The following is a 22,291-nucleotide window of genomic DNA, read 5'->3' on the forward strand; positions in this document are numbered from 1 at the left end:
ATATTTGGCCGGACCACAGCAACAAAATCCTTAAATTACATGGGTTTATTTTATCTGTTTGTGGTGGGCTGTCAGTCAGTGGTTACGCGGCCTTATCGAACCACGTTCCACGCCGTTATTGTTAACATGCTGTTACATATAGGGAGTTGGCGGCAAGTTAGTGAAATACAGAGACATTCTCAGGCTTGCCCCGACCCTGCCCCAGTTGACCCATCCCCTTTGCCACTGGCCGATCAGATCGCTAGGTTCAAACCCTGCGGCTAGGTGGTCGATCAGTGGATCGTGCTGCTCATAACACAACAACGAGCACCTCATCAGGAGTGGCAATGAGCATGAAAAACCAGGGTTTGGCTTTGGCTGGCGTCGCGGCTGCGATGCTGCTGAGCCCCACAGCAATCGCGGGCGATGACGTCCGTTACATCGTGAAATATCAGCAGGGCAAGGGGCAGGCGGTGCGTGCCCAGGTGCAGTCGGAGAAGGGTAAGGTCAAACTCGACCTGCCTGGTCATCGCGCCATGGCGGTCTCCTTGACCCCCGGCGCTCTGAAGGCGATGCAGAACCACCCCCACGTGGAGTACGTGGAGGAGGACGTGAAGCGTTACCTGTTGTCGGAGTCCACCCCCTTTGGGATCCCCATGGTGCAGGCGGACCAGCTGTCCGATGCGGCGGCGGGCAACACCAAGGTGTGCATCATCGACTCCGGCTACGACGGCGGTCATGAAGATCTCTTACAGGGCGCCGTCGTGGCGGGCACCAACGATCCCGGCACCGGCAACTGGAACACCGACGAGAACGGCCACGGCACCCACGTGGCGGGCACCATCGCCGGGATTGGCGGCAACGGTAAGGGCGTGGTGGGGGTACTGCCCAGCGGCAACCTCAACCTGCACATCATCAAGGTGTTCGGTGCTGACGGCTGGGCGTACTCCTCCGGCCTGGTGGCGGCCCTGGACGCCTGTAAAGCCGCCAAGGGCAGCGAAAACATGGTGATCAACATGAGCCTGGGGGGCGATCGCAAGAGCCGCACCGAGGAGCGAGCCTTCAACCAGGCGGACAGCGAAGGGATCCTGAGCATCGCCGCGGCGGGTAACGACGGCAACACCCGCCATTCCTACCCGGCCTCCTACAGCTCCGTGGTGTCGGTGGCGGCGATCGACAGCAATAAGATGATCGCGGACTTCTCCCAGCAGACCGACCAGGTGGAACTGGCCGGCCCCGGGGTCGCGGTGCTCTCCACCGTGCCCATGGGCAGCGCCAGCGTGGCCAGCCTGAGCGTGGCCGGCAGCCCGGTGGATGCGTCAGGGATGGAAGGTTCCCCCAACGGCTCCATCAGCGGGGATCTGGTGGACTGCGGCCTGGGCGAGTCCGCCTGTGCCAATGCTGCCGGTAAGGTGTGCCTGATCAGTCGAGGCAACATCGCCTTCTCCGACAAGGTGCTGGCCTGTGAGGCCGGGGGCGGCGTGGGCGCCATCGTCTACAACAACGAGCCCGGTATGCTCTTTGGCACCCTGGGTGGCGTGGCCACCAGCATCCCCTCGGTGGGGATCAGTGACACCGACGGCGCGGCGCTGCTGGGTCAACTGGGTGCCACCGCCAGCATTGACGTTACGGCGGACAACTACGCCTACTTCAACGGCACCTCCATGGCGACCCCCCACGTGGTGGGTGTGGCGGCCCTGGTGTGGAGCCACCATAGCGAGTGCAGCAACAGCGACATCCGCAGCGCCCTGGTGGCCACCGCGGAAGATCTGGGCACTGCCGGTCGAGACAACGCCTATGGCCACGGCCTGGTGCAGGCCAAGGCCGCCAGTGACCACCTGGCCAGCAACGGCTGCGGTGGCGGTGACACCGGCGGTGGCGGCGGTGGCGGCAATGGCGGTGGCAAAGGTAAGCCCAACCGCTAAGCGTCCTGCGAACGAAACAACCCGGCACTGGTGCCGGGTTGTTTTTTATGGGGTAAGCAAATCACCGGCGACGTGGGCTGTCCCTGCAGCGCGGCGTCGGCAGTTGCCGTGGTCGGCATGGAGCGCTTGGGCTCGGCCGCACTGAGAGCCTCTCACATGCCGGCAATAAAAAACCGGCCCAGGGGCCGGTTTGTTCGAAGCGCGCCAACTCAGTGCTCGGCGTCGAGCCTCTTCTCCAGAAACTAGAACGGGCTCTCCAAGGCGCATCCTTAAAGGCTTGGCCTTGTTGTTCCTTCGCTGGGGGACTCACTGGGGGACACAAAATCCCCCGGCTATGTCATAGGGTGATGGGCTTTGTTGATGGCTCTAAACACCGCTCAAACGCAGGGTTACTAGGCTTTTCAGCGTAAACGCATCAGAAAGCATGACCTGCCACCCTATCTCGAAAATTTTCGTAAGAACTCCGACGTCGGGGCGCAAGATACCCACCAAAAAAGGACCCAACAGGACCCGCAACGGGGAAAAAGAGGGGACAGACCGCGATTTCGGTCCGTTGTGGGCATTACCACAAGTGGTAATCGCATTAGGTAGGACTAATGATACGTTCACCAGGTGAAAGGATTCAGGCACAAAAAAACCGGCGCGGTGGCCGGGTCCGGTGTCAGAGTTTGCATATCTGGTAGAACATCGTCGCATCTGTACCGCCGCGCCCGATGTTGAACTCCGCAAAGTGACCGCTTGACGACTTCGCCATTCGAACCCTTAGGCGCTGGTATCCGCTTCGCAGCATGCGCCGCATGTAAGCCGTTGCCTCTGAACCTCTCACGGAAACGGTATTGCCTTGATGTCTCCACTCCCTTGTAAAAGCGTCGTCCCTGTCATACCTGAACATCACTGACGACTGAACCCATGAAAACGGTTGAGGGGAAATGAAGTCCGGCGAGTAAATGCCTATCTCGTAACCGTCAGGGTCACAGGTCAGGGTCAGGGTCCCCCTGCCATCCTCGGATTTCATATACAGACGAGTTGTCCGCTCATCGGTCATCCCGTCAACCCTTGTGCTCATCTCCCAAGCGGAGGCAGGCCCAGCAATCAACGCGCCCAGCAGTACCGCAATCCCTGTCGTTCTAGTCATTCTTTAACGTCCTTAGTCAGTGCAAAGCCCGGCGCGGTGGCCGGGTCTGTGGTCAATAAAACTTGCTCAAGAATCTGTGTAGGTCGTTCCACTTCGAGTTGTCATCCCGGAACTGTTTAATCGTGTGGCTCCATGCGACGGCGGCTTCCCAGTTGCCCTTGCCCTGCATCCCCGGGAGCGTTGTCGCCATCGAGACCGGGTTCAAGGTGGAGGCGATAGCCTTATCGTCCTTGCACTTGAGGTAAGTCTCTAGGTCCATTTCTTGCCCACCGGACGACCTGTCACACTGCGTAGAGATCCGAATTAGTTCGCGGTCGATTTCGCGATACACGGACGCATAATGGCTATATTTGTCGCTGCCTTTCTTCGCCGCTTTCGCTGCCCAAGACACGCCGGCGGACAGGATAGCGAACACAATCAGAGCCCCTAGAACTTGCGCGAAAACCTTCACTCTGCCGCCTCCCGCTTATCGCCAACGCACCGAAAGGCGATGCGCTTAATCGTGTTCGTGTCGGCGTAAACGCTGTCCCCTAGGGCACTGTAACGGGTTGAGCCTCGCTCGGTCCGGGTATCCAAAACCTCGTATTGGCCCCCGCAGTGCTCCGCCATTGCTTCGAACTCTGAACCCCTTCTCAGGTGCCCTTGGTGTTTCATGTTTACCGTAATGAAGTTGACGTCGAGCGGGACCCCTGCCGGCGGGTGTCCGTTGAACGCTTGCTCGGCGGTCTGGATGTTTAGCCCGGTGCATCCGGAGAGGGTAAGGGCGGTCAGGGCCGCGAATGCTTGCTTTCTCATTTCTTCTCGTCTCAATTCTTTTAATAAATGCCATCCTTGGCGGTTGCAGTATCCTAACGATTGGTTTCCTTAACCGAATCTGAACTCGTCACAGTTTTGACTGAGCAATAATCGGTTATTTCGAGCTCTTCCATCGGAGGAAGGTTTTTAGATAAATCTGGATTTGTTAACGAATCAACAGCCGGCTTACCTGTTCTGCCCCTGTTTCCTAGAACTCCTCAGAAAAACCAGTCTCCATGCGGCCTCCCTGAAGGCGATGCAGAACCACCCCTAGGTAGAGTAGGAGGACGTGAAGCGTTACCAATTGTCAGATACCACCCCCTTTGGCATCCCTATGGCTCAGACGGACCAGCTGTGCGAAGCGGCGGCTGGCAACACCAAGGTGTGCATTATCGGTTCCGGCTACGACGCCGGTCATGAAGATCTCTACCAGGGCGTCCTAGTGGCTGGCACCAACGATCCCGGCACCGGCAACTGGAACACCGGCGAAAACCGCCCCGACACCAACGTGGCGGACACCATCGCCGGGATCGGCGGCAACGGTATGGGCGTGGTGGGGGTGCTACCCAGCGGCAACCTCAACCTGCACATCATCAAGGTGCTCGATGCCAACAACTGGGCGTACGCTTTCGGCTTTACAGGCATCCCTGGACGCGTGTAAAGCCGCCAAGGGCAGCGAAAACATGGTGATCAACATGAGCCTGGTGGCGATTGCAAGAGCCGCACCGAGGAGTGGGCGTTCAGCCAAGCAGAAAGCGAAGGGATCCTGGGCAGCGCCGGGCGGGACAACGCCCCCGGCCCTCTGGACCGGGGGCGTTTTTATGTCCGGTGACCAAACGGATATGCACAGGGTTGCTGTACACCATCCGGAGGCGACGGCCCTGCTCTATAGAGCGCTTGGGCTCGGCTGCACTGAGACCCGCTCACGTGCCGGCAATAAAAAACCGGCCCAGGGGCCGGTTTGTTCGAAGCGCGCCAACTCAGTGCTCGGCGTCGAGCTTCTTCTCCAGGTAGTGGATGTTGGTGCCACCGTTCTGAAAGTTCTCGTCCGCCATGATCAGCTGCTGCAGCGGGCCATTGGTCTTGATGCCGTCGACCACCAGCTCCTGCAGGGCGTTGCGCATCCGGGCGATGGCGATGCCGCGGTTCTCCCCGTAGGTGATCAGCTTGCCGATCATGGAGTCGTAGTGGGGCGGCACCTTGTAGCCAGCGTAGATGTGGCTGTCCCAACGGATCCCCATACCACCGGGCGGGTGGAAGTGGGTGATGGTCCCCGGAGAGGGGATAAAGCTGTTGGGATCTTCGGCGTTGATCCGGCACTCGATGGCGTGGCCGCGGATCACCACCTGGTCCTGGGTGATGGACAGGGGCTGACCGGCGGCGATGCGCAGCTGCTCCTTGATGAGATCCACACCGGTCACCATCTCGGTTACCGGGTGCTCCACCTGGATCCGGGTGTTCATCTCGATGAAGTAGAACTCGCCGTTCTCGTACAGGAACTCGAAGGTTCCGGCACCGCGGTAGCCGATCTCGATGCAGGCGCGGGCACAGCGCTCACCGATGAACTTACGCATCTCCTCGGTGATGCCGGGGGCCGGGGCCTCCTCCACCACTTTCTGGTGACGGCGCTGCATGGAGCAGTCCCGCTCGCCCAGGTGGATGGCGTTGCCCTGGCCATCGGCCAGCACCTGCACCTCAACGTGGCGCGGGTTCTCCAAAAACTTCTCCATGTACACCATTGAGTTGCCGAAGAAGGCGCCGGCCTCGGACTGGGTGATGGCGATGGCTTCCAGCAGTTCGCTCTCCTCACGCACCACGCGCATGCCGCGACCACCACCGCCACCGGCGGCCTTGATGATCACCGGGTAGCCAATGCGTTTGGCGATCTGCAGGTTACGCTTGCTGTCTTCGGTCAGCGGGCCGTCGGAGCCCGGTACGCAGGGTACGCCGGCCTTTTTCATCGCCTCGATGGCGGAGACCTTGTCCCCCATCAGGCGAATGGTGTCGGCTTTCGGGCCGATAAAGATGAAGCCACTTTGCTCCACTTGCTCGGCAAAATCCGCGTTCTCCGCCAGGAAGCCATAGCCGGGGTGGATGGCGATGGCATCGGTCACCTCGGCGGCGGCGATGATGGCGGGGATGTTCAGGTAGCTCTCGGTGGCCGGCGCGTTACCGATGCAGATGGTCTCATCGGCCAGCAGCACGTGCTTGAGCTCGCGGTCGGCGGTGGAGTGCACCGCAACGGTCTTGATCCCCAGTTCGCGACAGGCGCGCAGGATCCGCAGGGCAATTTCGCCACGGTTGGCGATCACCACTTTATCCAACATGGTGGCCGTCCTTTATTCGATGATAAACAGGGGCTCGTCGAACTCGATCGGGTCGCCGTTATCGGCCAGGATGGCTTTCACCACACCCGCTTTGTCCGCTTCGATCTGGTTCATCATCTTCATCGCTTCGATGATGCACAGGGTGTCGCCCACGTTGACGGTGTCGCCCACCTCAACGAAGGGCTTGGCGCCCGGGGCCGGGGCGCGGTAGAAGGAGCCCACCATGGGGGAGAGCACCTTGTGGCCGGCCGGCAGGCCGTCGTCCGCGGCAGCCGGAGCCGCAGCGGCCGGTGCCGGGGCAGCGGCGGGGGCAACGGCAGCGGGCGCAGCCATCGGGGCCGGGGCGGCGTAGGTGACCGGGCCGGCAACCGGGGCGGAGGTGCTGGCGATGCGCACGCTCTCTTCACCCTCGGTGATCTCCAGCTCGGCGATGCCGGACTCCTGTACCAGTTCAATCAGTTTTTTAATTTTTCGAATGTCCATAGGGGCGCTCAATCCTGTTATCTATTCAGTTTGCTTGGCGTTCAAGAAAAGCGAGGGCGGCATCCAGGGCGTAACGGTAACCGTCCGCTCCCAGGCCGCAGATCACCCCGATGGCCACGTCGGAGAAGTAGGAGTTGTGACGAAACGACTCCCGGGCGTGGACGTTGGAGAGGTGAACCTCGATAAAAGGGGTGGCGACGCCGAGCAGGGCATCCCGCAGGGCAACGCTGGTGTGGGTGTAGGCGGCGGGATTGATGATCACAAAGTCCGCCTGGCTCTGCTGGATGGCGTCGATCAGGGCGCCTTCGTGGTTGCTCTGGACGTGCGTCAGCTGGGCACCCGCCTGGGCGGCCTGCTCCGTCAGGGCTTCCACGATCTGCGACAGGCTCTGGTGGCCGTAATGGCCCGGTTCCCGCTGTCCCAGCAGGTTCAGGTTCGGACCGTTGACCAGCAGAATCTGGATTTGTTTCGACATATTGCTTCTATCCGCAGCGATTTAAGGGGTAACAGGCGACATTTGCGCGAGGCGCCTAAAGTCTGACCAGTAGTTACCACTCATCCATTGTTGGGGAGCCATTATAACGACTTAGCCGTACATGGCAGCATAATACTGGTCTAATCTCAGCAAAATCCGACCAGTGTTCAGTCGTAACTGCCTGGTTTGCCTTGTCGGAGCTTTTTGGTCTGACCTTGCCGCTTCTTGCTGTCGAGGCGTCGTTTCTGGGAAGCGCGGGTGGGTTTGGTGGCGATCCGCTTCTTCTGGACCACCATGGCGGCGTCGATCATGGCCTTGAGCCGGGACAGGGCGTCCTGGCGGTTCATCTCCTGGCTGCGGTGTTGCTGGGCCTTGATGATGATCTTGCCACCGGGGGTGAGGTTGGGGTGGGCGCGGGCGAGGATCCGGCTTTTGTAATGTTCCGGAAGGCTGGGGGAGTGCTTAACGTCGAAGATCAGCATGATGGCGGTGCTGGTCTTGTTGACGTGCTGACCGCCGGGGCCACTGGCCCGGATCATCTGAAATTCCAATTCCTGGGCCGGTATGGTGACCCGCTGCGAAAGGGTGAGCATGCCGCCATGGTAGCGACAACGCCGGGGGAATTCACCCGTTTAGGGGCGACTGAGCAGGGCGTTGATCACCTCATCGCCGACGTAGGCCTCGAACGCCACCGGTTCGCCGGAGCGAACCAGACTGACCTCGGGCTGTCGGGCAAAGCGTTTGGCCCGCTGCAGATCCGTGGGCAGCTGTGCCTGCACCCGGTAGGGGCCGGCGTCGTCGACGGTGAACACCAGGTAGAAAGGTTTGGAGATCACCACTTCATGATGCTCTTTGTGGAATCGGTAGGGATTGGCGTAGCGCAGGGTCACCACCTGCTTCCCCTCGGTCAGGGGCAGGCGGTCCTGATGGGGGGAGACCCGGGCGCCGTTGACGGCGGTGGCGTAGATCCCCTCGGGCAGCCACAACTCGCCCCCTAAGGCACACAGCGGCATCAGCAGGGCCAGCAGGGCCACAATCCCTCGGTTCATCTCGCGCCCTCCTTCGGGTCTTCTTTATGAGTATAGCGGTTCCCCGGTCAGGCCGATTGTCCCAGGTTGACAGCAAAACTCGCTGATCTGCTTTGAAATTATTTCAGCCTGTGTCAATTGTTAATAAATAAATGGCCGCCGGAATATGAAATAACGAAAATAATACAAAAGACAAACGCCAAAATAACAAATCTGCGGATTAAATGCGCGAACGATCACGAAGTGAACGATCAAGTCTCGCTGATTTGGAATATACGACTCCGTTTGAATCTCTGTTCAGTTCAGCGGTGAGTAAAACGGGGTGCGGCATGACATAACGGCTGATAAATGAGCCTCGGGCGAGACAATGCTCTGAAAATTAACATTTCGGCCCCGCTGTTGTTCTGAGTTTACGCCTGTAAAACCGGCGGGGGCGAAGGGGGTCAAAAGCCGGGGGATGGGTCGGTTTTGGGGGGCCTCATTCGAACCTAAAAATAAATAAATCATATGTTTAAAATGTTTACTCTCTCACTCGTGACTGCATGGTTGCCCTGTGTTACCCGGCTATGTAATATGATAACCGGGTGTTAACAAAGGAGAGTCCCCATGAAAATCAAATGTGTCGTGCTAACGTCAGCTGTCATTGCCTTTTCCGCGGTGGCTGAAACTCCGATGAGCCGGGAAGCGGATCGGCCTTACGTTTCCGCCAACCAGTACCAGGGCGCTGAGCTGAATGCACAGCAGCAGGTGATGCGAGATCTGGGTGTGGTCGTGGAAGGCCGCCAGGGTGATCGCGCGGTGCTGGCCAAGCACGTACTGCTGGATCCCAAGCCGTTTGACCAGCAGGTCATCGAAGCCAAGGCCCGGGGCGACTACAAAGGCAGCCAATAACCAAAGTCCCCCATGCCTGCGACGGGAGTCCGTGCTCCCGGTTTCAACAGACAGTGACATCAGTATCCCGTTAAAGCCCCGCCTCCCGCGGGGCTTTTCATTGGCGCCCTCGTGGTAGCATGGCGCTTTTCGATTGCTGCGCTCGAGCGCATGCTGACTCAGGACGCCGTGATGCTGCCATTGCAACTGCTGGCGGGCCCCGAGGCCGAGGCCCGGATCCGTCGAGAGGGGCTGCTGCCCGAACTGTTCGACAAGGTGATCGCCGCCAGTGGCGGGCCCAAGTGGCTTCCCCTGGCCGCCCTGGACCGCCATCTGCTGTACCGCTTCTTTCCCACGGATCACCCTCTCTCATTGCTGGGCACCTCTTCCGGGGCCTGGCGTTGTGCCACCCTGAGCGATCCCGAGGATGACCAGGCGCATCGACGCCTGCAACAGGGCTACATCCATCAGCGCTACGAGCGACCGCCCACGCCGGCGGAGGTGGACGCCGTGTGTGAGGCGCTTCTGGCCGCAGCGGTGGGCGATCGCGCCCACGCCATCACCAGCAACCCCCATCGGCGGCTCAACATCATCGTCTGCCGGGGACGCCACCTGAACGGCCGCCGTCACCGGGCGGCGCAGGGGGCGGGTCTGGCCGTGACGGCCCTGACCAATCTGCTGAGCCGTCGCAGCCTGGACTGGCACTGGCGACGCTGCCTGATGAGCGCCCAGCCGGACAGCCCCTTTTCCGGCATGACGGATCTGGCCAGCGTCCAGGGGCTCCTGGATGCGGACAATCTGCTGCCCACCCTGCTGGCCACCGGCTCCATTCCCCTGGTGCTCTCCGGGGTCACCGGGTTGCCGGGGATGGCGCCGGGGCGCTACTTCGATGGCGGGGTGACCGATTACCACCTGGACCTGCCGGCACTCAAAGGGGGCGGGCTGACCCTCTACCCCCACTTCTACCCCCACGCCGCCCCGGGTTGGTTCGACAAGAATCTGCGCTGGCGCCGGGCGCGGGACAACTTCAACAAGGTGGTGATCCTCACCCCGTCACCGGCGTTCATCGCCACCCTGCCGGGGGGCAAACTGCCGGATCGGACCGACTTTTCCGCTTACGACAGCGACACCCGGATCCGCCACTGGGAGCGGGCGGTGGCCCTGGGGGAGGCGCTGGTGCCGGCGCTCGAAGAGTTGAGGGCGGATCCCCTGGCGCACCTGCGTTCGCTTTGACCGATTAGGCCAACCGACCGAACACCATTGCAATGCAAATGATAACCGTTATCATTAAGTCATCAGTTCGGGAGGACACCACCATGCTCAAGACCACCACTTTCGCCATCATGCACTTTTCCATCGCCTTTGCCCTGGCGTACCTCATCACCGGCAGCCTGGTGATCGGCGGATTGCTGGCGGTGCTGGAGCCGCTGGTCAACACCCTGGGGTACGCCGTCCACGAACGGGTGTGGAAACGGATTGAGCAACGCCGTGAAGCGGGCCAACTGCCGATGGCGGCATAAAAGAACCGGGTTCGCTCGCCTGCCGCCGCACGATTACGGGGCCGCCCTTGGGGCGGCCCTTTTTTTGCCCGGCCAATGGCAGGCAAAAAAAAAGCCGACGCGGGGGCGTCGGCAGTCTTGCAGGGATGATGATGAAAGACCGTTTCCGTTTGCAGGGAGGGTGGGCACCGCCGGTGCCCTTAGGTCTGGTGACACTGTCCCACGGTGAGGGGGTTCGGCGCCAACGGGTTCCCCCTATCTGGCTAATCGATTTTTTGACTGAACCAGGGCTGGGGTAATGGACGTAGCAAAAGAAAAGCCAGCGACGGGCGCTGGCTTTGTCTAAGGAGGATGATGAAAGGTCGGGCAGGGGCTCAGGGCTAACTCGAACGCGTATCGCGGATGGGAAGGACGCGATATCCCGCCTGACTTGGGATAAGACTCTCACGAGCGGGCGCGGGCGGGCCAACGCAAAAGACGCATCAGTTCAATCGCTTTTTTGCCGTTGAAAGCCGCAGCAGGGGGTACCGGTCTGAATAATCAGAGCTAAACTGTTGGAGACACCGTCACCGAGGAGGCCGCTATGAAACGCATAGAGGCGGCGCTGCTCCCCATCGACGATCCGGTGTTGCCGGAGGGTCGAAAGGAGTTGCGCATCGTTACTCCCGGGCAATTAAGGATGGTGGCCGCATCCCTCAAGGAAGGGGCTTCCATTGCGGTTTGCATGAGCCGCGAGGAAGGCGACATGCCCTGTTACCCCATTGCGACCCTGGTGGACGTGGTGGACTTTTTTCAACTGGACGACGACACCCTGTCCGTGGTGGTGGAGGGGCGGCAGAAGATCCGCATCCTCGACACCTGGGCCGCGCCTGATGGCGTCTGGATGGGGGACGTGTTGAAGATGTGCAACTGGCCCTCACAACCGCTGGACCACTCCTTCTCCGTACTGGGGGAAGCGTTGCGCCGGCTTTACGAGGCCCAGCCGGAGCTGGGTCACCTGTACCACGAACCCCACCTGGAGGACGCCTGCTGGGTCAGTCAGCGCTGGCTCGAAGTCTTGCCCCTGGTGGAGCAGGAGAAGCAGCGTCTGATGGGACAGCCGGATTGCGACAAGACGATGCAGTACGTGTTGTCGCTCATCCTGTCACACCAGTAACCCCGTCGACTCGGTGACGCCGCCCGCCTAACTGGCGGGCGTTTGTTTGCCCATAAGCTCCACCACCTGCTCCGCCACCCCGGCCCCGGCCGCCTGGTAGATGTTGTACACCGAGGTCACCCCCAGCGCTTCCAACGCCTCGGCCTCTTCCGGCCAACGGGAGATCGCCGCCACCCGGCCCGGGAAGTCGATGCGCGCCAGCTGCTCGGCGGTGAACAGGTTACCCTGGTGGGCCGGCATCGCCAGGATCACCAGCTCCACCGAATCGGAGTGCTCCAGCTTGTCCCAGAAATCGGTGTCGGTGGCGTCACCGAGCACCACCCGGCGGCCCTCGTTCTGATGCCGCTCGATGATCTCCTGCTTGTGATCGATCCCCAGCAGGCTGTCGCCGTAGTGCTGGATGAGATCGTCGTAGGCACCGGAGCCGATGCGCCCCATGCCGAAGATCAGCACCCGGGGCTGGCCCAGGCGAATGGGCTGATCTTCCGGGTGCAGGGGGTGGCGCTCAAGCCGCAGCAACCGGTTGCGCAGAGCCTGGTAGATCCCCTGGCCGTGGGTGGACAGGGGGGCGGCGATGAGGAAGCTGAAGGCCACCAGCAGGGCCATCACCCGCAACCAGCTCGGATCCATGCTGCCGGCGGCGATGGCGGCGGTCAGCACAATGAGGCCGAACTCACTGAAGTTGCCCAGTGAGAGGCTGGCCATCAGGGCGCTGCGCAGGCGCAGCCGGAATCGGGTCAGCAGGGCCAGGAACAGGGTCAGCTTGATGGGCAGCAACAGCAGCAGCGCCAGGGCGGTCACCACCTCGGCCCCGGAGGGCAGCCCCTGCTGGCCGATGGTAAGGAAGAAGGCCACCAGGAACAGCTCCTTGAACAGGAACAGCGACTTGGACAGCTCCGAGGCCTTGGGGTGGCCTGCCAGCAAGAGCCCCAGCACCAGGGCGCCCAGATCCGGTTTCAGCCCCACGGCCTCAAACAGGGCGGCGCCGAGCACCAGGGTCATCGCCAGCCCGAACAGCACCAGCATCTCGCCGTGGCCCACCCGGTCCAGCAGACGGTAGAGCAGCGGCCGCAGCAGCGGCAGGCCCAGCAGCAGCAGGGCCCAGGGGGAGGGCAGGGCGCCCTTGCTGGCGGTCAGGTACAGCACCGCGAACAGGTCCTGCATGATGAGGATGCCGATGGCGGTGCGCCCGTAGAGAGACTGGGTTTCACCGCGCTCCTCCAGCACTTTGATGGCGAACACCGTACTGGAGAAGCCCAGGGCGAAGGCCAGCAGTATGGCCTGGTTCAGGTCCAGCTCACCGAACAGGGCGATCCCCATGGTGCCGAACAGCTTGATGGCGGAGGTGGTGATCACCATGGTCAGCAGCAGGTGGATGCTGGCGCCCGCCCACACCTCGGCCCGGGCCAGGCTGCGCAGATCCAGCTTCAAGCCGATGGCGAACAGCAGCAGCAACACCCCCAGATCGGCGATGGGCTCCAGAAAGGGCAGGGCCTCGACGCCGCTGCCATAGAGGGCGAAGCCGGCGGCCAGGTAGCCGATCAGGGGAGGGAAGCCCAGCAGGGTCGCCAGCAGGGCCAGCAGCAGGGGAAACAACAGCAGCATCGGGTCCATGACGGGGGAGATCCTGAATCTTGGGGTGGCAAATTCCCTCCATTTTACGTGCTGCAGATCCTTGATTGCCAATCTTAATTCCGGCAGGGCGCCGGGTCTGGCTCACAAATGTGATTACCGGCCCCCCGGGCGCGGCATTGGCAGCAGTGGCTGTCGGGCCAGGCGGTGGGGCGCGGGCCGGCCCCGGTCATTGAGGTTGACGAACACCATCTCCTCCACGGTGGCCAGCACGCTGTGGTCGGCCTTGTTGCGTACCGCGCAGCGCAGGGTCACCGCGGTGCGCCCCCAATGACTGAGTGCCAGGCCAAATTCGATCACCTCGCCCTGGCGTCCGGGCCGATGGAAGGTGATCTCACCGATGCGGCGGGTCACAAGACGCTGGCTGCCCATCTGGCAGGCGGCGAAGATCCCCGCTTCCTCGTCGAGCCAACTGAGCAGCCGGCCACCGAACAGGCTCTGGCCGGGGTTGAGATCCTCGGGTTTGATCACCCGGCGGCTGTAGTATTTCATGGCGCACCTCCGTGTTCGGTGCTGCCAGAAGCGTGCCAGGGGTTAACCCATTGATGCCGTGTTGGGAAGTGGGGAGCGCGTCGGGACGACTGCCCCATCAGGGGGCGCCATTGCCCCAAAACGAACCCCGCCCGGACAAGCCGGGCGGGGTGGGGAGGGTTACTGGGCCAGCACCAGGTCCAGGTGCTCGGCGAAGGGGTTGGGCCCCATAAAGCCGGTCACCCGCAGCTGGCTGAGCTCCTCACCGTTGCCGTCGAAGAACAGCAGGGTGGGCAGCCCCAGTACCTGGAAGGCTTCCAGCAGCTCGATGTCCTGGGCGTCGTTGCGGGTCACGTCCGCCTGCAACAGCACCATGCGGTCGGTGCGCTCGGTCACCTGGGGCTGCGGGAAGGTCTTGTGCTCGAACTCCTTACAGGCCACACACCAGTCGGCGTAGAGATCCAGCATCACCGGCTTGCCCGCGGCATTGGCCGCCGCCACTTCGCGCTCCAGGTCCGCCAGGGTCTTGATCTTCACAAAGTCCACGGCGTGCTGGCTGGAGGCCAGGGACTCGTTGCGGTTCATCACCGAGTGGAAGCCGTAGGAGACGCTGGCGAACAGGCCCAGCACGATCACCACGTTGCGCACCGTCTGCATCCAGCTGAACTGGGTCTTCTTGTTCTGGTGCAGCAGGTAGCCGGCCAGGCTGACGCCCCACAGGGCCCACAGCAGATCCAGCACGGTGCCGGGCCAGAGGCGATCCAGCATCATGATGGCCACGGCGATCAGCAGGAAGCCGAACACGTGCTTGATGGTTTCCATCCAGGCGCCGGCTCGGGGCAGCAGCTTGCCGCCGGAGGTGCCCAGCAGCAGCAGGGGCAGGCCCATGCCCATGGAGAGGGCGTACAGGGTGGCGCCGCCCAGCACCAGGTCGCCACTTTGGGCCACGTAGATCAGCACGCCGGACAGGGGTGCCGTGGTGCAGGGGGAGGCCACCAGGCCGGAGATCAGGCCCATCACGAAGACGCCGACGAAGGAGCCGCCCTTCTGCTTGTTCTGGGCGTTGGCCAGCTTGCCCTGCAAGCTGGTGGGCAGCTGCAGGTTATAGAGGCCGAACATCGACAGGGAGAGCACCACGAACAGCACCGCCAGGCCGATAAGTACCGCCGGGCTTTGCAGCGCCGCCTGGTACTTCATGCCGGCGGAGGCCACCACCAGGCCCAGGGCGGTGTAGGTCAGCGCCATGCCCTGGACGTAGGTCATCGACAGGGCGAAGGCGCGACCGGTAGAGAGCTTGCCCTGGCCACCGATGATGCCGGTGAGAATGGGGTACATGGGGAAGACGCAGGGGGTGAAGGCCAGCAGGATCCCCAGGCCGAAGAAGGTGATCAGCGGCAGCAGCAGGCCATCGCCGGCCAGCAGGGCCGCCAGGCCGTCTTGCTGGGTTTGCGGCGCCGCCGGGGCACTGGGGGCGATGAAGCCGTCGTTGGCGGCCACGTCACTGAGGAACACCGTCTGCTTGGTGGGCGGGTAGCAGAGCACCTTGTCCAGGCAGCCCTGGTAGGTGACCGTCACCGACGCGTTGTTCTTGGCTTCCAGTACCGGGATGGTGAGGGTGACCTCGTTGAAGTACACCGGCTGATCACCGAAGAACTCGTCGTAGTGGTTGACCGGCGCCGGGAACTGGATCGCCCCCAGGGTGGCTTCCCCCTCGACGTCGACCTGGAGAACGAACTTCTCCTGGTACAGGTAGTACTGGTCTCCCGCCATGGTCCAGGTGAGGTCCAGGGCGTTGTCCTTTTGGTCAAAATCGAACAGGTAGGCCTGGTCCACCGGCAGCACCTGGGGCTCCTGCTTTAAAAAGGAGAAGGTGGCGGCGGCGTTCAGGCTGAACAGCCCCAACAAGGGGAGCAGCAGCAATCGAGTCAGTGTTTTTGTCATGGCTGGCAATGTAACTTCATCCAATCCAGGTAGGGTTGGTGGCCCCACTCTATGGGAAGGGCAATCATTTCAGGCACATCATAAGGATGGGCCTCGCGAAGCGTCGCTTCCAATCGGGGCAGACAATCGGCCTGGGTCTTGAGCAGCAGCTGCACCTCGGTGTCCCGGCACAGCTCGCCCTGCCAGTGATACAGGGAGGTGACCCCCGGGATCAGGTTGGCGCAGGCCACCAGGCGGTCGGCCAACAAACGTTGGGCCAGGCGCTCGGCGCTGTCGTTATCGGGGCAGGTGCAGAGCACCACCAGGGGGTGTTCGCTCATCAGGCTCTTTACAGGCTTATTTCCGGTGGGGAAACCCACTCACCGGTGATCGTCTTTTCCGCTGGGTGACTACTGTACGTGACTTTGTGGTCAAGCGCACAAGGTTGTGTAACAGGACATGATCCCGGCTTGAAAACAGACCGCCTTTGCCCCATTAGAGTTTCAATACCCAGCCAAAAATGTGAGGCCGCAGTGCTGTTTTACCTCTTTCTCCTGTTCGCGGTGATGCCCATCGTCGAGATCTACGTGTTGATCCAGGTGGGCAACGCCTTCGGCGCCCTGACCACCATCGGCCTGGTGCTGCTGACCGCCGCCATCGGTGCCTCCCTGGTACGCAGCCAGGGGCTGAGCACCCTGATGTCGGTGCAGACCCGCCTCAACCGCGGCGAGATCCCGGGGCAGCAGATCGTTGAGGGGATGCTGCTGGCGGTGGCCGGGGTACTGCTGGTGACCCCGGGCTTTGTCACCGACTTTATCGGCTTGTTGATCCTCACCCCCGCCACCCGGGCGCCCATGGCCGCAGCGCTGCTCAAGCGGATGCAGCTCAAGGTGGTGCACAGCCAAAGTTTCCACGGCGGCTTTGGTGCCCAAGGCGGTTTTGGTCCCCAAGGCGGCTTCGAGGGCCAGGACGGCTTTACCCCGAAAGACTCCCAGACCCCGGGCAGCAACCGGGGCGGGCAGACCATCGACGGTGATTACGAACGCAAAGAGTAAGCCCGCGGCTGGCAGGCAAAACACACCGGCGCCCTAGGGCGCCGGTGTGTTGTTTTAAGGGCCGGGTTCAGGCCCGCTGCTGTTGGGGCAGGGTGGCCGGTTCGGCGACCTGGCGAGCCAGCAGGTAGCAGGCACCGCCCATGGCCAGGTTGGCCAGGGGGATGGCGATAAAGACCCCCTCTACACCCAGCCACTGGCTGCCGAGCCAGGCCCCGGGCAGCAGGAGCAGCGCCAGTCGGGCCAGGTTAAGCATCAGGGCGCTCATGGGGCGGTGGTAGGCGTTGAGGGACATCGCCAACAGAATCACCACCCCCAGGGTGCCGTAAGCGGCGGGCACCCAGCGCAGGTAGAGGGTGAGGTAGTGCACCACGTTGGGATCGGTGCTGAACAGCGCCGCCAGCTGGGGCGCCAGGGGCCACAGCAGCAGGTAGATCCCCAGCTGGGCCAGCAGCACCACGTGGATGCTGCCCATCAGCGCCTTGGCGGCCCGGACCTGCTGACCGGCGCCGAGATTCTGGGCGATAAAGGGGGTCAGGGCGCCGCACAGGGCGGTGACCAGGATCAGCAGCAGCGACTCGATGCGGGTGCCGGCGCCGAAGGCGGCCACCGCGTCGGTGTCCATCCGGGCCAGCAGGGCGATCAGCACGCCGTTGGCCACCGGGTTGAGCAGGTTGGAGAGGGTGGCCGGACGGGCGATGTGCAGCATCCTGCGCCAGTGGTCCCGCAGCCGCGCCGGGTTGATCCGGGCCAGCAGGCGGTGTCGGCCGGTCAGCATGTAGAGGGCCACCACAAAGGTGAGCATCCAGGAGATCACCGTGGCGATGGCCGCCCCCTGCATCTCCAGGCGAGGGAAGGGACCGATGCCGAAGATCAGCAGAGGATCCAGGATGGCGTTGACCAACGCCGCCACCGCGGTCACCAGTGCCGGAGTAAAGGTGTTGCCGGTGGCCCGCAGCGCCTGGTTGCCCACCATGGGCAGCACCAGCAGGCCCACCCCCAGGTACCAGATCAGCATGTAGTCGTGGACCAGGCCGATCAGCGCCTCGTCGGCGCCCAGCAATCGGAACAGGGGATCGATGGTCAGCGCCCCGCCAAAGGCGAACACCCCCACCACCACCATGGTCAGCAGCAGACCGTGGCTGACAAACTGGCGTCCCTGGGCGCGGTCCCCCTCGCCCAGCAGGCGGCCCAGTTGCGCGCTCATGGCGGCGCCCAGGCCCAGGGCCACGGAGGAGACCACCAGGGTGACGGGGAAGGTGAGGCTCAAGGCTGCCAGGGGCTGGGTGCCCAGGCGGCTGATAAAGAAGGTGTCGGTCAGGTGATAGAGCAGCAGGCTCAGCACGGCGAACAGGTTCGGCAGGGCCAACCGGGCTAGGGTGCCGGCGATGGATCCGCTGAGCAAATCGTGCTCTCGATGCATCCTGACTCCTGTTCAACTCACTGACGAAGGCCGCCAGTCTACTGCAAGGCGCGTAGGGTAACAGTGGCCTGTGCCGCGCCAAAGAAAAAAATTTTGCCCGGCCCCCTTGTAAAGGGGGAGGGGCTTCCCCATATAGATGAGCAACCGGCAGCCCAAGCTGCACCTATTTCGTTTGAAAGACCCAACACGGAAGCGTTTTTAGGAGAGCTCAAAGATGAACATCCGTCCGTTGCACGATCGCGTTATCGTTAAGCGCACCGAAGTGGAATCCAAGTCCGCCGGTGGCATCGTTCTGACCGGCAGCGCCGCCGAAAAGTCCACCCGCGGTGAAGTGCTGGCCGTAGGCAATGGCCGCATCCTGGAAAATGGCGAAGTGAAAGCCCTGGACGTGAAAGTGGGCGACACCGTGATCTTCAACGAAGGCTACGGCGTGAAGTCCGAGAAGATTGACGGCGACGAAGTGCTGATCATGTCCGAGTCCGACATCCTGGCGATCGTCGAGTAATTTCATTCGTTATCGAATTCTTTAGAGGGATAAGCTAATGGCAGCTAAAGACGTAAAGTTTGGCAATGACGCTCGCGTAAAAATGCTCAAGGGTGTGAACATCCTGGCGGACGCGGTAAAGGTCACCCTGGGCCCGAAAGGCCGTAACGTGGTACTGGACAAGTCCTTCGGTGCCCCCACCATCACCAAAGACGGCGTGTCCGTGGCCAAAGAGATCGAACTGGAAGACAAGTTCGAGAACATGGGCGCCCAGATGGTGAAGGAAGTGGCTTCCAAGGCCAACGACGAAGCCGGTGACGGCACCACCACCGCCACCGTTCTGGCCCAGGCCATCGTCAACGAAGGCCTCAAGGCCGTGGCCGCTGGCATGAACCCCATGGACCTGAAGCGCGGCATCGACAAGGCCGTTGTGGCCGCCGTTGAAGAGCTCAAGGCTCTGGCCGTGCCCTGCACCGACTCCAAGGCGATCGCCCAGGTGGGCACCATCTCCGCCAACTCCGACGTGGCCGTGGGCGAGATCATCGCCACCGCCATGGAGAAAGTGGGCCAGGAAGGGGTGATCACCGTTGAGGAAGGTCAGGCCCTGGAGAACGAGCTGGACGTGGTTGAAGGCATGCAGTTCGACCGCGGCTACCTGTCTCCCTACTTCATCAACAACGCCGAGAACGGCACCGTTGAGCTGGACTCCCCGTTCATCCTGCTGGTGGACAAGAAGGTTTCCAACATCCGTGAGCTGCTGCCGATCCTCGAAGGCCTGACCAAGGCCGGCAAGCCGCTGCTGATCGTGGCCGAGGACGTGGAAGGCGAAGCCCTGGCCACCCTGGTGGTCAACAACATGCGTGGCATCGTGAAAGTGGCCGCCGTCAAAGCCCCGGGCTTCGGCGACCGTCGCAAGGCGATGCTGCAGGACATCGCCATCCTGACCGGCGGCACCGTGATCTCCGAGGAGATCGGTCTGGAGCTGGAGAAGGCCACCCTGGAAGACCTGGGCAGCGCCAAGCGCGTGGTGATCTCCAAGGACAACACCACCATCATCGACGGTGTGGGTGAAGAGGATCAGATCAAAGGCCGCGTGGCCCAGATCAAACAGCAGATCGAAGAGTCCACCTCCGACTACGACAAAGAGAAGCTGCAAGAGCGCATGGCCAAGCTGGCCGGCGGTGTTGCCGTGATCAAGGTGGGCGCTGCCACCGAAGTCGAGATGAAAGAGAAGAAAGCCCGCGTTGAAGACGCCCTGCACGCCACCCGCGCCGCGGTGGAAGAGGGCGTGGTCGCCGGTGGCGGTACCGCCCTGGTGCGCGTGGCGGCCAAGATCGTGGAGCTGACCGGCGACAACGAAGAGCAGAACGTCGGCATCAAGCTGGCTCTGCGCGCCATGGAAGCTCCGCTGCGTCAGATCGCCTACAACGCCGGTGTTGAGTCCTCCGTGATCGCCAACCAGGTGCGTGACGGTTCCGGCAACTACGGCTACAACGCCGGCACCGGCGAGTTCGGTGACATGCTGGAGATGGGCATCCTGGATCCGACCAAGGTGACCCGCTCTGCCCTGCAGTTCGCCGCTTCCGTAGCGGGCCTGATGATCACCACCGAAGCCATGGTGACCGAACTGCCCAAGGATGAGGCCGCGCCGGCCCCGGACATGGGTGGTATGGGTGGCATGGGCGGCATGGGCGGCATGATGTAATCTGCCGGCCTCGCGCCAAGCACAGAAAACGGGCACTTCGGTGCCCGTTTTTTATTGCCTCGAACTGGCGTTGGTCGGGCAACCCAGGCAACATGAGGGGTTAAGGTTAATGCACTGAATAACAAGGAAAGTTATGAACTGGCTTCGCATGATTACCGGCCTGCTGCTGATCGCATCGGTGGCCGGCTGCGCCTCGAGCAACATCGTTAGCGCGGATCTGACCCCGGCACAGGTGTGGCAGGAGGACTCCGGCATGGTGGCCGTCCAGGTGGTGAACAACGTCGGTCGCCTGGGGCAGCACAACGACAACTGGACCGAGGTGATCCTCTGGCCGCTGGAAGGTGAGAAGGCCTATAGCTTGCGCGCGGTGAAACACGGGGTGCTCAATAGCCGGGCCTTTGTGGGCGTGGTGCCGGAGGGGGAGTACGTGGTGGGCCTGCTCTGGAGTTTCTACTCCAACGGGGATCTGACCTCCACCCTGAGAATGCCGGTGGGTTGGAACGGGGGCCTGTTCAAGGTGGCCGCGGGCCAGCTGACGGATCTGGGCACCCTGGTCTACCAGCCGCTGGGCGATCAACGGGCGGAACCGGGCTTCTGGACCAGCGGCTACGAGCGGCGCGCCACCGTGGTGCGCAGTGAGCAGGGCACCCCCATCGCCCCCTTTATCCGGGCCCACTTCGGTGAGCTGGCGGATAAGGTGCAACTGGAGACGCCGCGGGGCTGGGAGTCGGACGAACTGGACAGCTTCCGTCAGAGCATGTTCGAGGTGGTGCGGGACAACGCCTTTGCCAGCCGACAGCATCGGCTCAGCGATGGTCGCCTGGTGCGCCTGGGCCGGCTGGGGCAGTTGACCCTGGAGCAGGATGGCCAGTGGCAGGTGATGTCGCTGCCCACCTATGTGGAGCTGGGGGCCGTCACCGAAACCGAACAGGGCCTGGTGGTGGGCGGTGAGCGCGGCGTGGTACTGCGTCAGGGGGCCGAGGGTTGGCAGAGCCTGCCCGGGCCGGACAAGGACGCGGCGGTCTCGCTGCTGCTGGGAGACGATGACCGCGGCCGCTACGCCGTCGCCCTGTCGGACAAGGAGTCCATCCTCTACCGCATCGACAGCTTCGACCGCCCCTGGCAGGAGCTCAAACGCTTCCAGCGGGAAGAGAGCTATTGGACCTACCAGGGCGGCACCTTTGCCCGGATGAAAGGCGCGGTCCTGGAGGTGTTCCACAACGACCAGCACTGGCAGTTCGACGGCCAGCAGTGGCGCTCAGAGTCGGGACAGAAGTGGTCCTATCTGATGCATCAGCCCGATGGCACCCTGGTGGCGGCCAAGGTGAACACCTTCTTCGGCGCCGGTTACCCCCAGTTCAGCACCGACGGCGGCGAAAACTGGCACTCGGTCTCGCGCAAGGTGCACTCGGACTTCTACCGCGCCAAGTTCGGCCCGGTGTGGGTGCACGAGGCCTCGGTCTACGCCCTGGTCAGCCCCACCCAGTTCAACGAGAAAACCCGCAAGCGCAAAACGCTGCCGAAGCTCTACCTGATGTCCGGGCCCCGGGAGGTGAAGCGCGGCGCCGATCGCCGTTGGCAGCCCATCAGTGAAGTGCCCAAGGGGTGTACCTTGCTGATGCCGGAACTGAGCACCGCGGACAAGCTGGTGCTGCGCTGCGAGGACAGCCTGCTGGCGGTGTCCAAGGACCTGGGGCAAAGCTGGCAGATGATCGGACAGCTGGATGTCGAGGGGATCCTGGCCCAGCAGGAGGCCCTGGTGGAACAGATGAAGGCGCTGGACGCCGAGGCGGAACCGGAGCAGGCGGCCCAGGACGAGCCGGCCACCCAGCTCTGAAGGGAATGAGTAAAACGGGCACTTGGGTGCCCGTTTTTGTTTTCCGGTGGCTTTTGCCCACTCCATGGCTGAACGGAGTTTGAATCGACACGGTT

At 62.5% G+C, this 22,291-nt stretch carries 21 protein-coding genes; 10 read left to right on the forward strand and 11 right to left on the reverse strand.

Translation table 11 applies throughout. The features are described from left to right. The first annotated feature begins 326 nt into the window (after window positions 1-326). The gene (locus tag KUV81_RS08990) at window positions 327-1,904 is read left to right on the forward strand and encodes a S8 family serine peptidase (protein ID WP_222543533.1); all 1,578 of its coding nucleotides are present in this window, start codon (window positions 327-329) and stop codon (window positions 1,902-1,904) included. A gap of 1,187 nt (window positions 1,905-3,091) precedes the next feature. Here the strand turns inward: KUV81_RS08990 and KUV81_RS08995 are convergent. Then, window positions 3,092-3,490, reverse strand: coding sequence for a hypothetical protein (locus KUV81_RS08995; RefSeq protein ID WP_222543534.1), 399 nt, complete (start codon window positions 3,488-3,490; stop codon window positions 3,092-3,094). Window positions 3,491-4,168: 678 nt separating this feature from the next. Between KUV81_RS08995 and KUV81_RS09000 the strand changes: the two genes are divergently transcribed. Further along, window positions 4,169-4,495, forward strand: coding sequence for a hypothetical protein (locus tag KUV81_RS09000; protein WP_222543535.1), 327 nt, complete (start codon window positions 4,169-4,171; stop codon window positions 4,493-4,495). A 319-nt stretch (window positions 4,496-4,814) separates the two neighbouring features. Here the strand turns inward: KUV81_RS09000 and accC are convergent, their stop codons facing one another. The 5 genes from accC to KUV81_RS09025 all read right to left on the reverse strand — a co-directional run bounded on the left by accC (window position 4,815) and on the right by KUV81_RS09025 (window position 8,168). After that, window positions 4,815-6,161 (reverse strand): acetyl-CoA carboxylase biotin carboxylase subunit, encoded by a 1,347-nt coding sequence (gene accC, locus KUV81_RS09005; protein WP_222543536.1) that lies wholly within the window; start codon window positions 6,159-6,161, stop codon window positions 4,815-4,817. 12 nt (window positions 6,162-6,173) lie between these two features. Next, window positions 6,174-6,644: an acetyl-CoA carboxylase biotin carboxyl carrier protein gene (gene accB, locus KUV81_RS09010; protein WP_222543537.1), complete on the reverse strand. Its 471-nt coding sequence runs from the start codon at window positions 6,642-6,644 to the stop codon at window positions 6,174-6,176. Between the two features lie 25 nt (window positions 6,645-6,669). After that, the gene (aroQ, locus tag KUV81_RS09015; RefSeq protein ID WP_222543538.1) at window positions 6,670-7,119 is read right to left on the reverse strand and encodes a type II 3-dehydroquinate dehydratase; all 450 of its coding nucleotides are present in this window, start codon (window positions 7,117-7,119) and stop codon (window positions 6,670-6,672) included. Window positions 7,120-7,286: 167 nt separating this feature from the next. After that, window positions 7,287-7,712: an alternative ribosome rescue aminoacyl-tRNA hydrolase ArfB gene (arfB, locus tag KUV81_RS09020; RefSeq protein WP_222543539.1), complete on the reverse strand. Its 426-nt coding sequence runs from the start codon at window positions 7,710-7,712 to the stop codon at window positions 7,287-7,289. A 39-nt stretch (window positions 7,713-7,751) separates the two neighbouring features. Further along, complete coding sequence (locus KUV81_RS09025; RefSeq protein WP_222543540.1) at window positions 7,752-8,168, reverse strand: DUF2057 family protein; 417 nt, start codon at window positions 8,166-8,168, stop codon at window positions 7,752-7,754. A gap of 585 nt (window positions 8,169-8,753) precedes the next feature. Between KUV81_RS09025 and KUV81_RS09030 the strand changes: the two genes are divergently transcribed. From KUV81_RS09030 to KUV81_RS09045, 4 genes are all read left to right on the forward strand, one after another. Then, window positions 8,754-9,038, forward strand: coding sequence for a hypothetical protein (locus tag KUV81_RS09030; RefSeq protein ID WP_222543541.1), 285 nt, complete (start codon window positions 8,754-8,756; stop codon window positions 9,036-9,038). A gap of 171 nt (window positions 9,039-9,209) precedes the next feature. Then, the gene (locus KUV81_RS09035) at window positions 9,210-10,250 is read left to right on the forward strand and encodes an alpha/beta hydrolase (protein WP_222543542.1); all 1,041 of its coding nucleotides are present in this window, start codon (window positions 9,210-9,212) and stop codon (window positions 10,248-10,250) included. Window positions 10,251-10,333: 83 nt separating this feature from the next. Continuing rightward, window positions 10,334-10,537, forward strand: coding sequence for a DUF2061 domain-containing protein (locus tag KUV81_RS09040; RefSeq protein ID WP_222543543.1), 204 nt, complete (start codon window positions 10,334-10,336; stop codon window positions 10,535-10,537). A 562-nt stretch (window positions 10,538-11,099) separates the two neighbouring features. Further along, window positions 11,100-11,672 (forward strand): LON peptidase substrate-binding domain-containing protein, encoded by a 573-nt coding sequence (locus KUV81_RS09045; RefSeq protein WP_222543544.1) that lies wholly within the window; start codon window positions 11,100-11,102, stop codon window positions 11,670-11,672. Between the two features lie 27 nt (window positions 11,673-11,699). Here KUV81_RS09045 and KUV81_RS09050 read toward each other — a convergent pair whose 3' ends face one another. From KUV81_RS09050 to cutA, 4 genes are all read right to left on the reverse strand, one after another. Continuing rightward, window positions 11,700-13,286: a cation:proton antiporter family protein gene (locus KUV81_RS09050; RefSeq protein WP_222543545.1), complete on the reverse strand. Its 1,587-nt coding sequence runs from the start codon at window positions 13,284-13,286 to the stop codon at window positions 11,700-11,702. A gap of 114 nt (window positions 13,287-13,400) precedes the next feature. Continuing rightward, the gene (locus KUV81_RS09055) at window positions 13,401-13,796 is read right to left on the reverse strand and encodes an acyl-CoA thioesterase (protein ID WP_222543546.1); all 396 of its coding nucleotides are present in this window, start codon (window positions 13,794-13,796) and stop codon (window positions 13,401-13,403) included. 159 nt (window positions 13,797-13,955) lie between these two features. Beyond that, the gene (locus KUV81_RS09060; RefSeq protein WP_222543547.1) at window positions 13,956-15,716 is read right to left on the reverse strand and encodes a protein-disulfide reductase DsbD; all 1,761 of its coding nucleotides are present in this window, start codon (window positions 15,714-15,716) and stop codon (window positions 13,956-13,958) included. Then, a complete protein-coding gene (gene cutA / locus KUV81_RS09065; RefSeq protein WP_222543548.1) occupies window positions 15,713-16,036 on the reverse strand; it encodes a divalent-cation tolerance protein CutA in 324 nt (107 codons plus the stop codon). The genes KUV81_RS09060 and cutA overlap by 4 nt, the downstream gene beginning before the upstream one ends. A 192-nt stretch (window positions 16,037-16,228) precedes the next feature. On the opposite strand from cutA, the gene KUV81_RS09070 reads away from it, so the two are divergent. Next, on the forward strand, window positions 16,229-16,750 hold the full coding sequence (locus KUV81_RS09070) for an FxsA family protein (RefSeq protein ID WP_315900063.1): 522 nt from the start codon (window positions 16,229-16,231) through the stop codon (window positions 16,748-16,750). Window positions 16,751-16,817: 67 nt separating this feature from the next. Here the strand turns inward: KUV81_RS09070 and KUV81_RS09075 are convergent, their stop codons facing one another. Continuing rightward, window positions 16,818-18,170: an MATE family efflux transporter gene (locus KUV81_RS09075; protein WP_222543549.1), complete on the reverse strand. Its 1,353-nt coding sequence runs from the start codon at window positions 18,168-18,170 to the stop codon at window positions 16,818-16,820. A gap of 214 nt (window positions 18,171-18,384) precedes the next feature. Here KUV81_RS09075 and KUV81_RS09080 point away from each other — a divergent pair, with 214 nt between their 5' ends. The 3 genes from KUV81_RS09080 (at window position 18,385) to KUV81_RS09090 (ending at window position 22,196) form a co-directional block, all read left to right on the forward strand. Beyond that, window positions 18,385-18,675 (forward strand): co-chaperone GroES, encoded by a 291-nt coding sequence (locus KUV81_RS09080; RefSeq protein ID WP_222543550.1) that lies wholly within the window; start codon window positions 18,385-18,387, stop codon window positions 18,673-18,675. 37 nt (window positions 18,676-18,712) lie between these two features. Further along, complete coding sequence (gene groL / locus KUV81_RS09085) at window positions 18,713-20,359, forward strand: chaperonin GroEL (RefSeq protein ID WP_222543551.1); 1,647 nt, start codon at window positions 18,713-18,715, stop codon at window positions 20,357-20,359. A gap of 133 nt (window positions 20,360-20,492) precedes the next feature. Beyond that, complete coding sequence (locus KUV81_RS09090; RefSeq protein ID WP_222543552.1) at window positions 20,493-22,196, forward strand: hypothetical protein; 1,704 nt, start codon at window positions 20,493-20,495, stop codon at window positions 22,194-22,196. Window positions 22,197-22,291 lie beyond the last annotated feature (95 nt).

The organism is Ferrimonas balearica (genome assembly GCF_019802085.1).
Taxonomy (GTDB): Bacteria; Pseudomonadota; Gammaproteobacteria; order Enterobacterales; family Shewanellaceae; genus Ferrimonas; species Ferrimonas balearica_B.

Coding starts and splice junctions, on each gene's coding strand:
- cutA (WP_222543548.1), bottom strand. CDS start 16,036: ATGAGCGAACACCCCCTGGTGGTGCTCTGCACCTGCCCCGATAACGAC.
- KUV81_RS09090 (WP_222543552.1), top strand. CDS start 20,493: ATGAACTGGCTTCGCATGATTACCGGCCTGCTGCTGATCGCATCGGTG.
- KUV81_RS09060 (WP_222543547.1), bottom strand. CDS start 15,716: ATGACAAAAACACTGACTCGATTGCTGCTGCTCCCCTTGTTGGGGCTG.
- KUV81_RS08990 (WP_222543533.1), top strand. CDS start 327: ATGAGCATGAAAAACCAGGGTTTGGCTTTGGCTGGCGTCGCGGCTGCG.
- accB (WP_222543537.1), bottom strand. CDS start 6,644: ATGGACATTCGAAAAATTAAAAAACTGATTGAACTGGTACAGGAGTCC.
- KUV81_RS09075 (WP_222543549.1), bottom strand. CDS start 18,170: ATGCATCGAGAGCACGATTTGCTCAGCGGATCCATCGCCGGCACCCTA.
- aroQ (WP_222543538.1), bottom strand. CDS start 7,119: ATGTCGAAACAAATCCAGATTCTGCTGGTCAACGGTCCGAACCTGAAC.
- arfB (WP_222543539.1), bottom strand. CDS start 7,712: ATGCTCACCCTTTCGCAGCGGGTCACCATACCGGCCCAGGAATTGGAA.
- KUV81_RS09035 (WP_222543542.1), top strand. CDS start 9,210: ATGCTGCCATTGCAACTGCTGGCGGGCCCCGAGGCCGAGGCCCGGATC.
- KUV81_RS09045 (WP_222543544.1), top strand. CDS start 11,100: ATGAAACGCATAGAGGCGGCGCTGCTCCCCATCGACGATCCGGTGTTG.
- KUV81_RS09080 (WP_222543550.1), top strand. CDS start 18,385: ATGAACATCCGTCCGTTGCACGATCGCGTTATCGTTAAGCGCACCGAA.
- KUV81_RS09050 (WP_222543545.1), bottom strand. CDS start 13,286: ATGGACCCGATGCTGCTGTTGTTTCCCCTGCTGCTGGCCCTGCTGGCG.
- accC (WP_222543536.1), bottom strand. CDS start 6,161: ATGTTGGATAAAGTGGTGATCGCCAACCGTGGCGAAATTGCCCTGCGG.
- KUV81_RS09040 (WP_222543543.1), top strand. CDS start 10,334: ATGCTCAAGACCACCACTTTCGCCATCATGCACTTTTCCATCGCCTTT.
- groL (WP_222543551.1), top strand. CDS start 18,713: ATGGCAGCTAAAGACGTAAAGTTTGGCAATGACGCTCGCGTAAAAATG.
- KUV81_RS09030 (WP_222543541.1), top strand. CDS start 8,754: ATGAAAATCAAATGTGTCGTGCTAACGTCAGCTGTCATTGCCTTTTCC.
- KUV81_RS09000 (WP_222543535.1), top strand. CDS start 4,169: ATGGCTCAGACGGACCAGCTGTGCGAAGCGGCGGCTGGCAACACCAAG.
- KUV81_RS09025 (WP_222543540.1), bottom strand. CDS start 8,168: ATGAACCGAGGGATTGTGGCCCTGCTGGCCCTGCTGATGCCGCTGTGT.
- KUV81_RS09055 (WP_222543546.1), bottom strand. CDS start 13,796: ATGAAATACTACAGCCGCCGGGTGATCAAACCCGAGGATCTCAACCCC.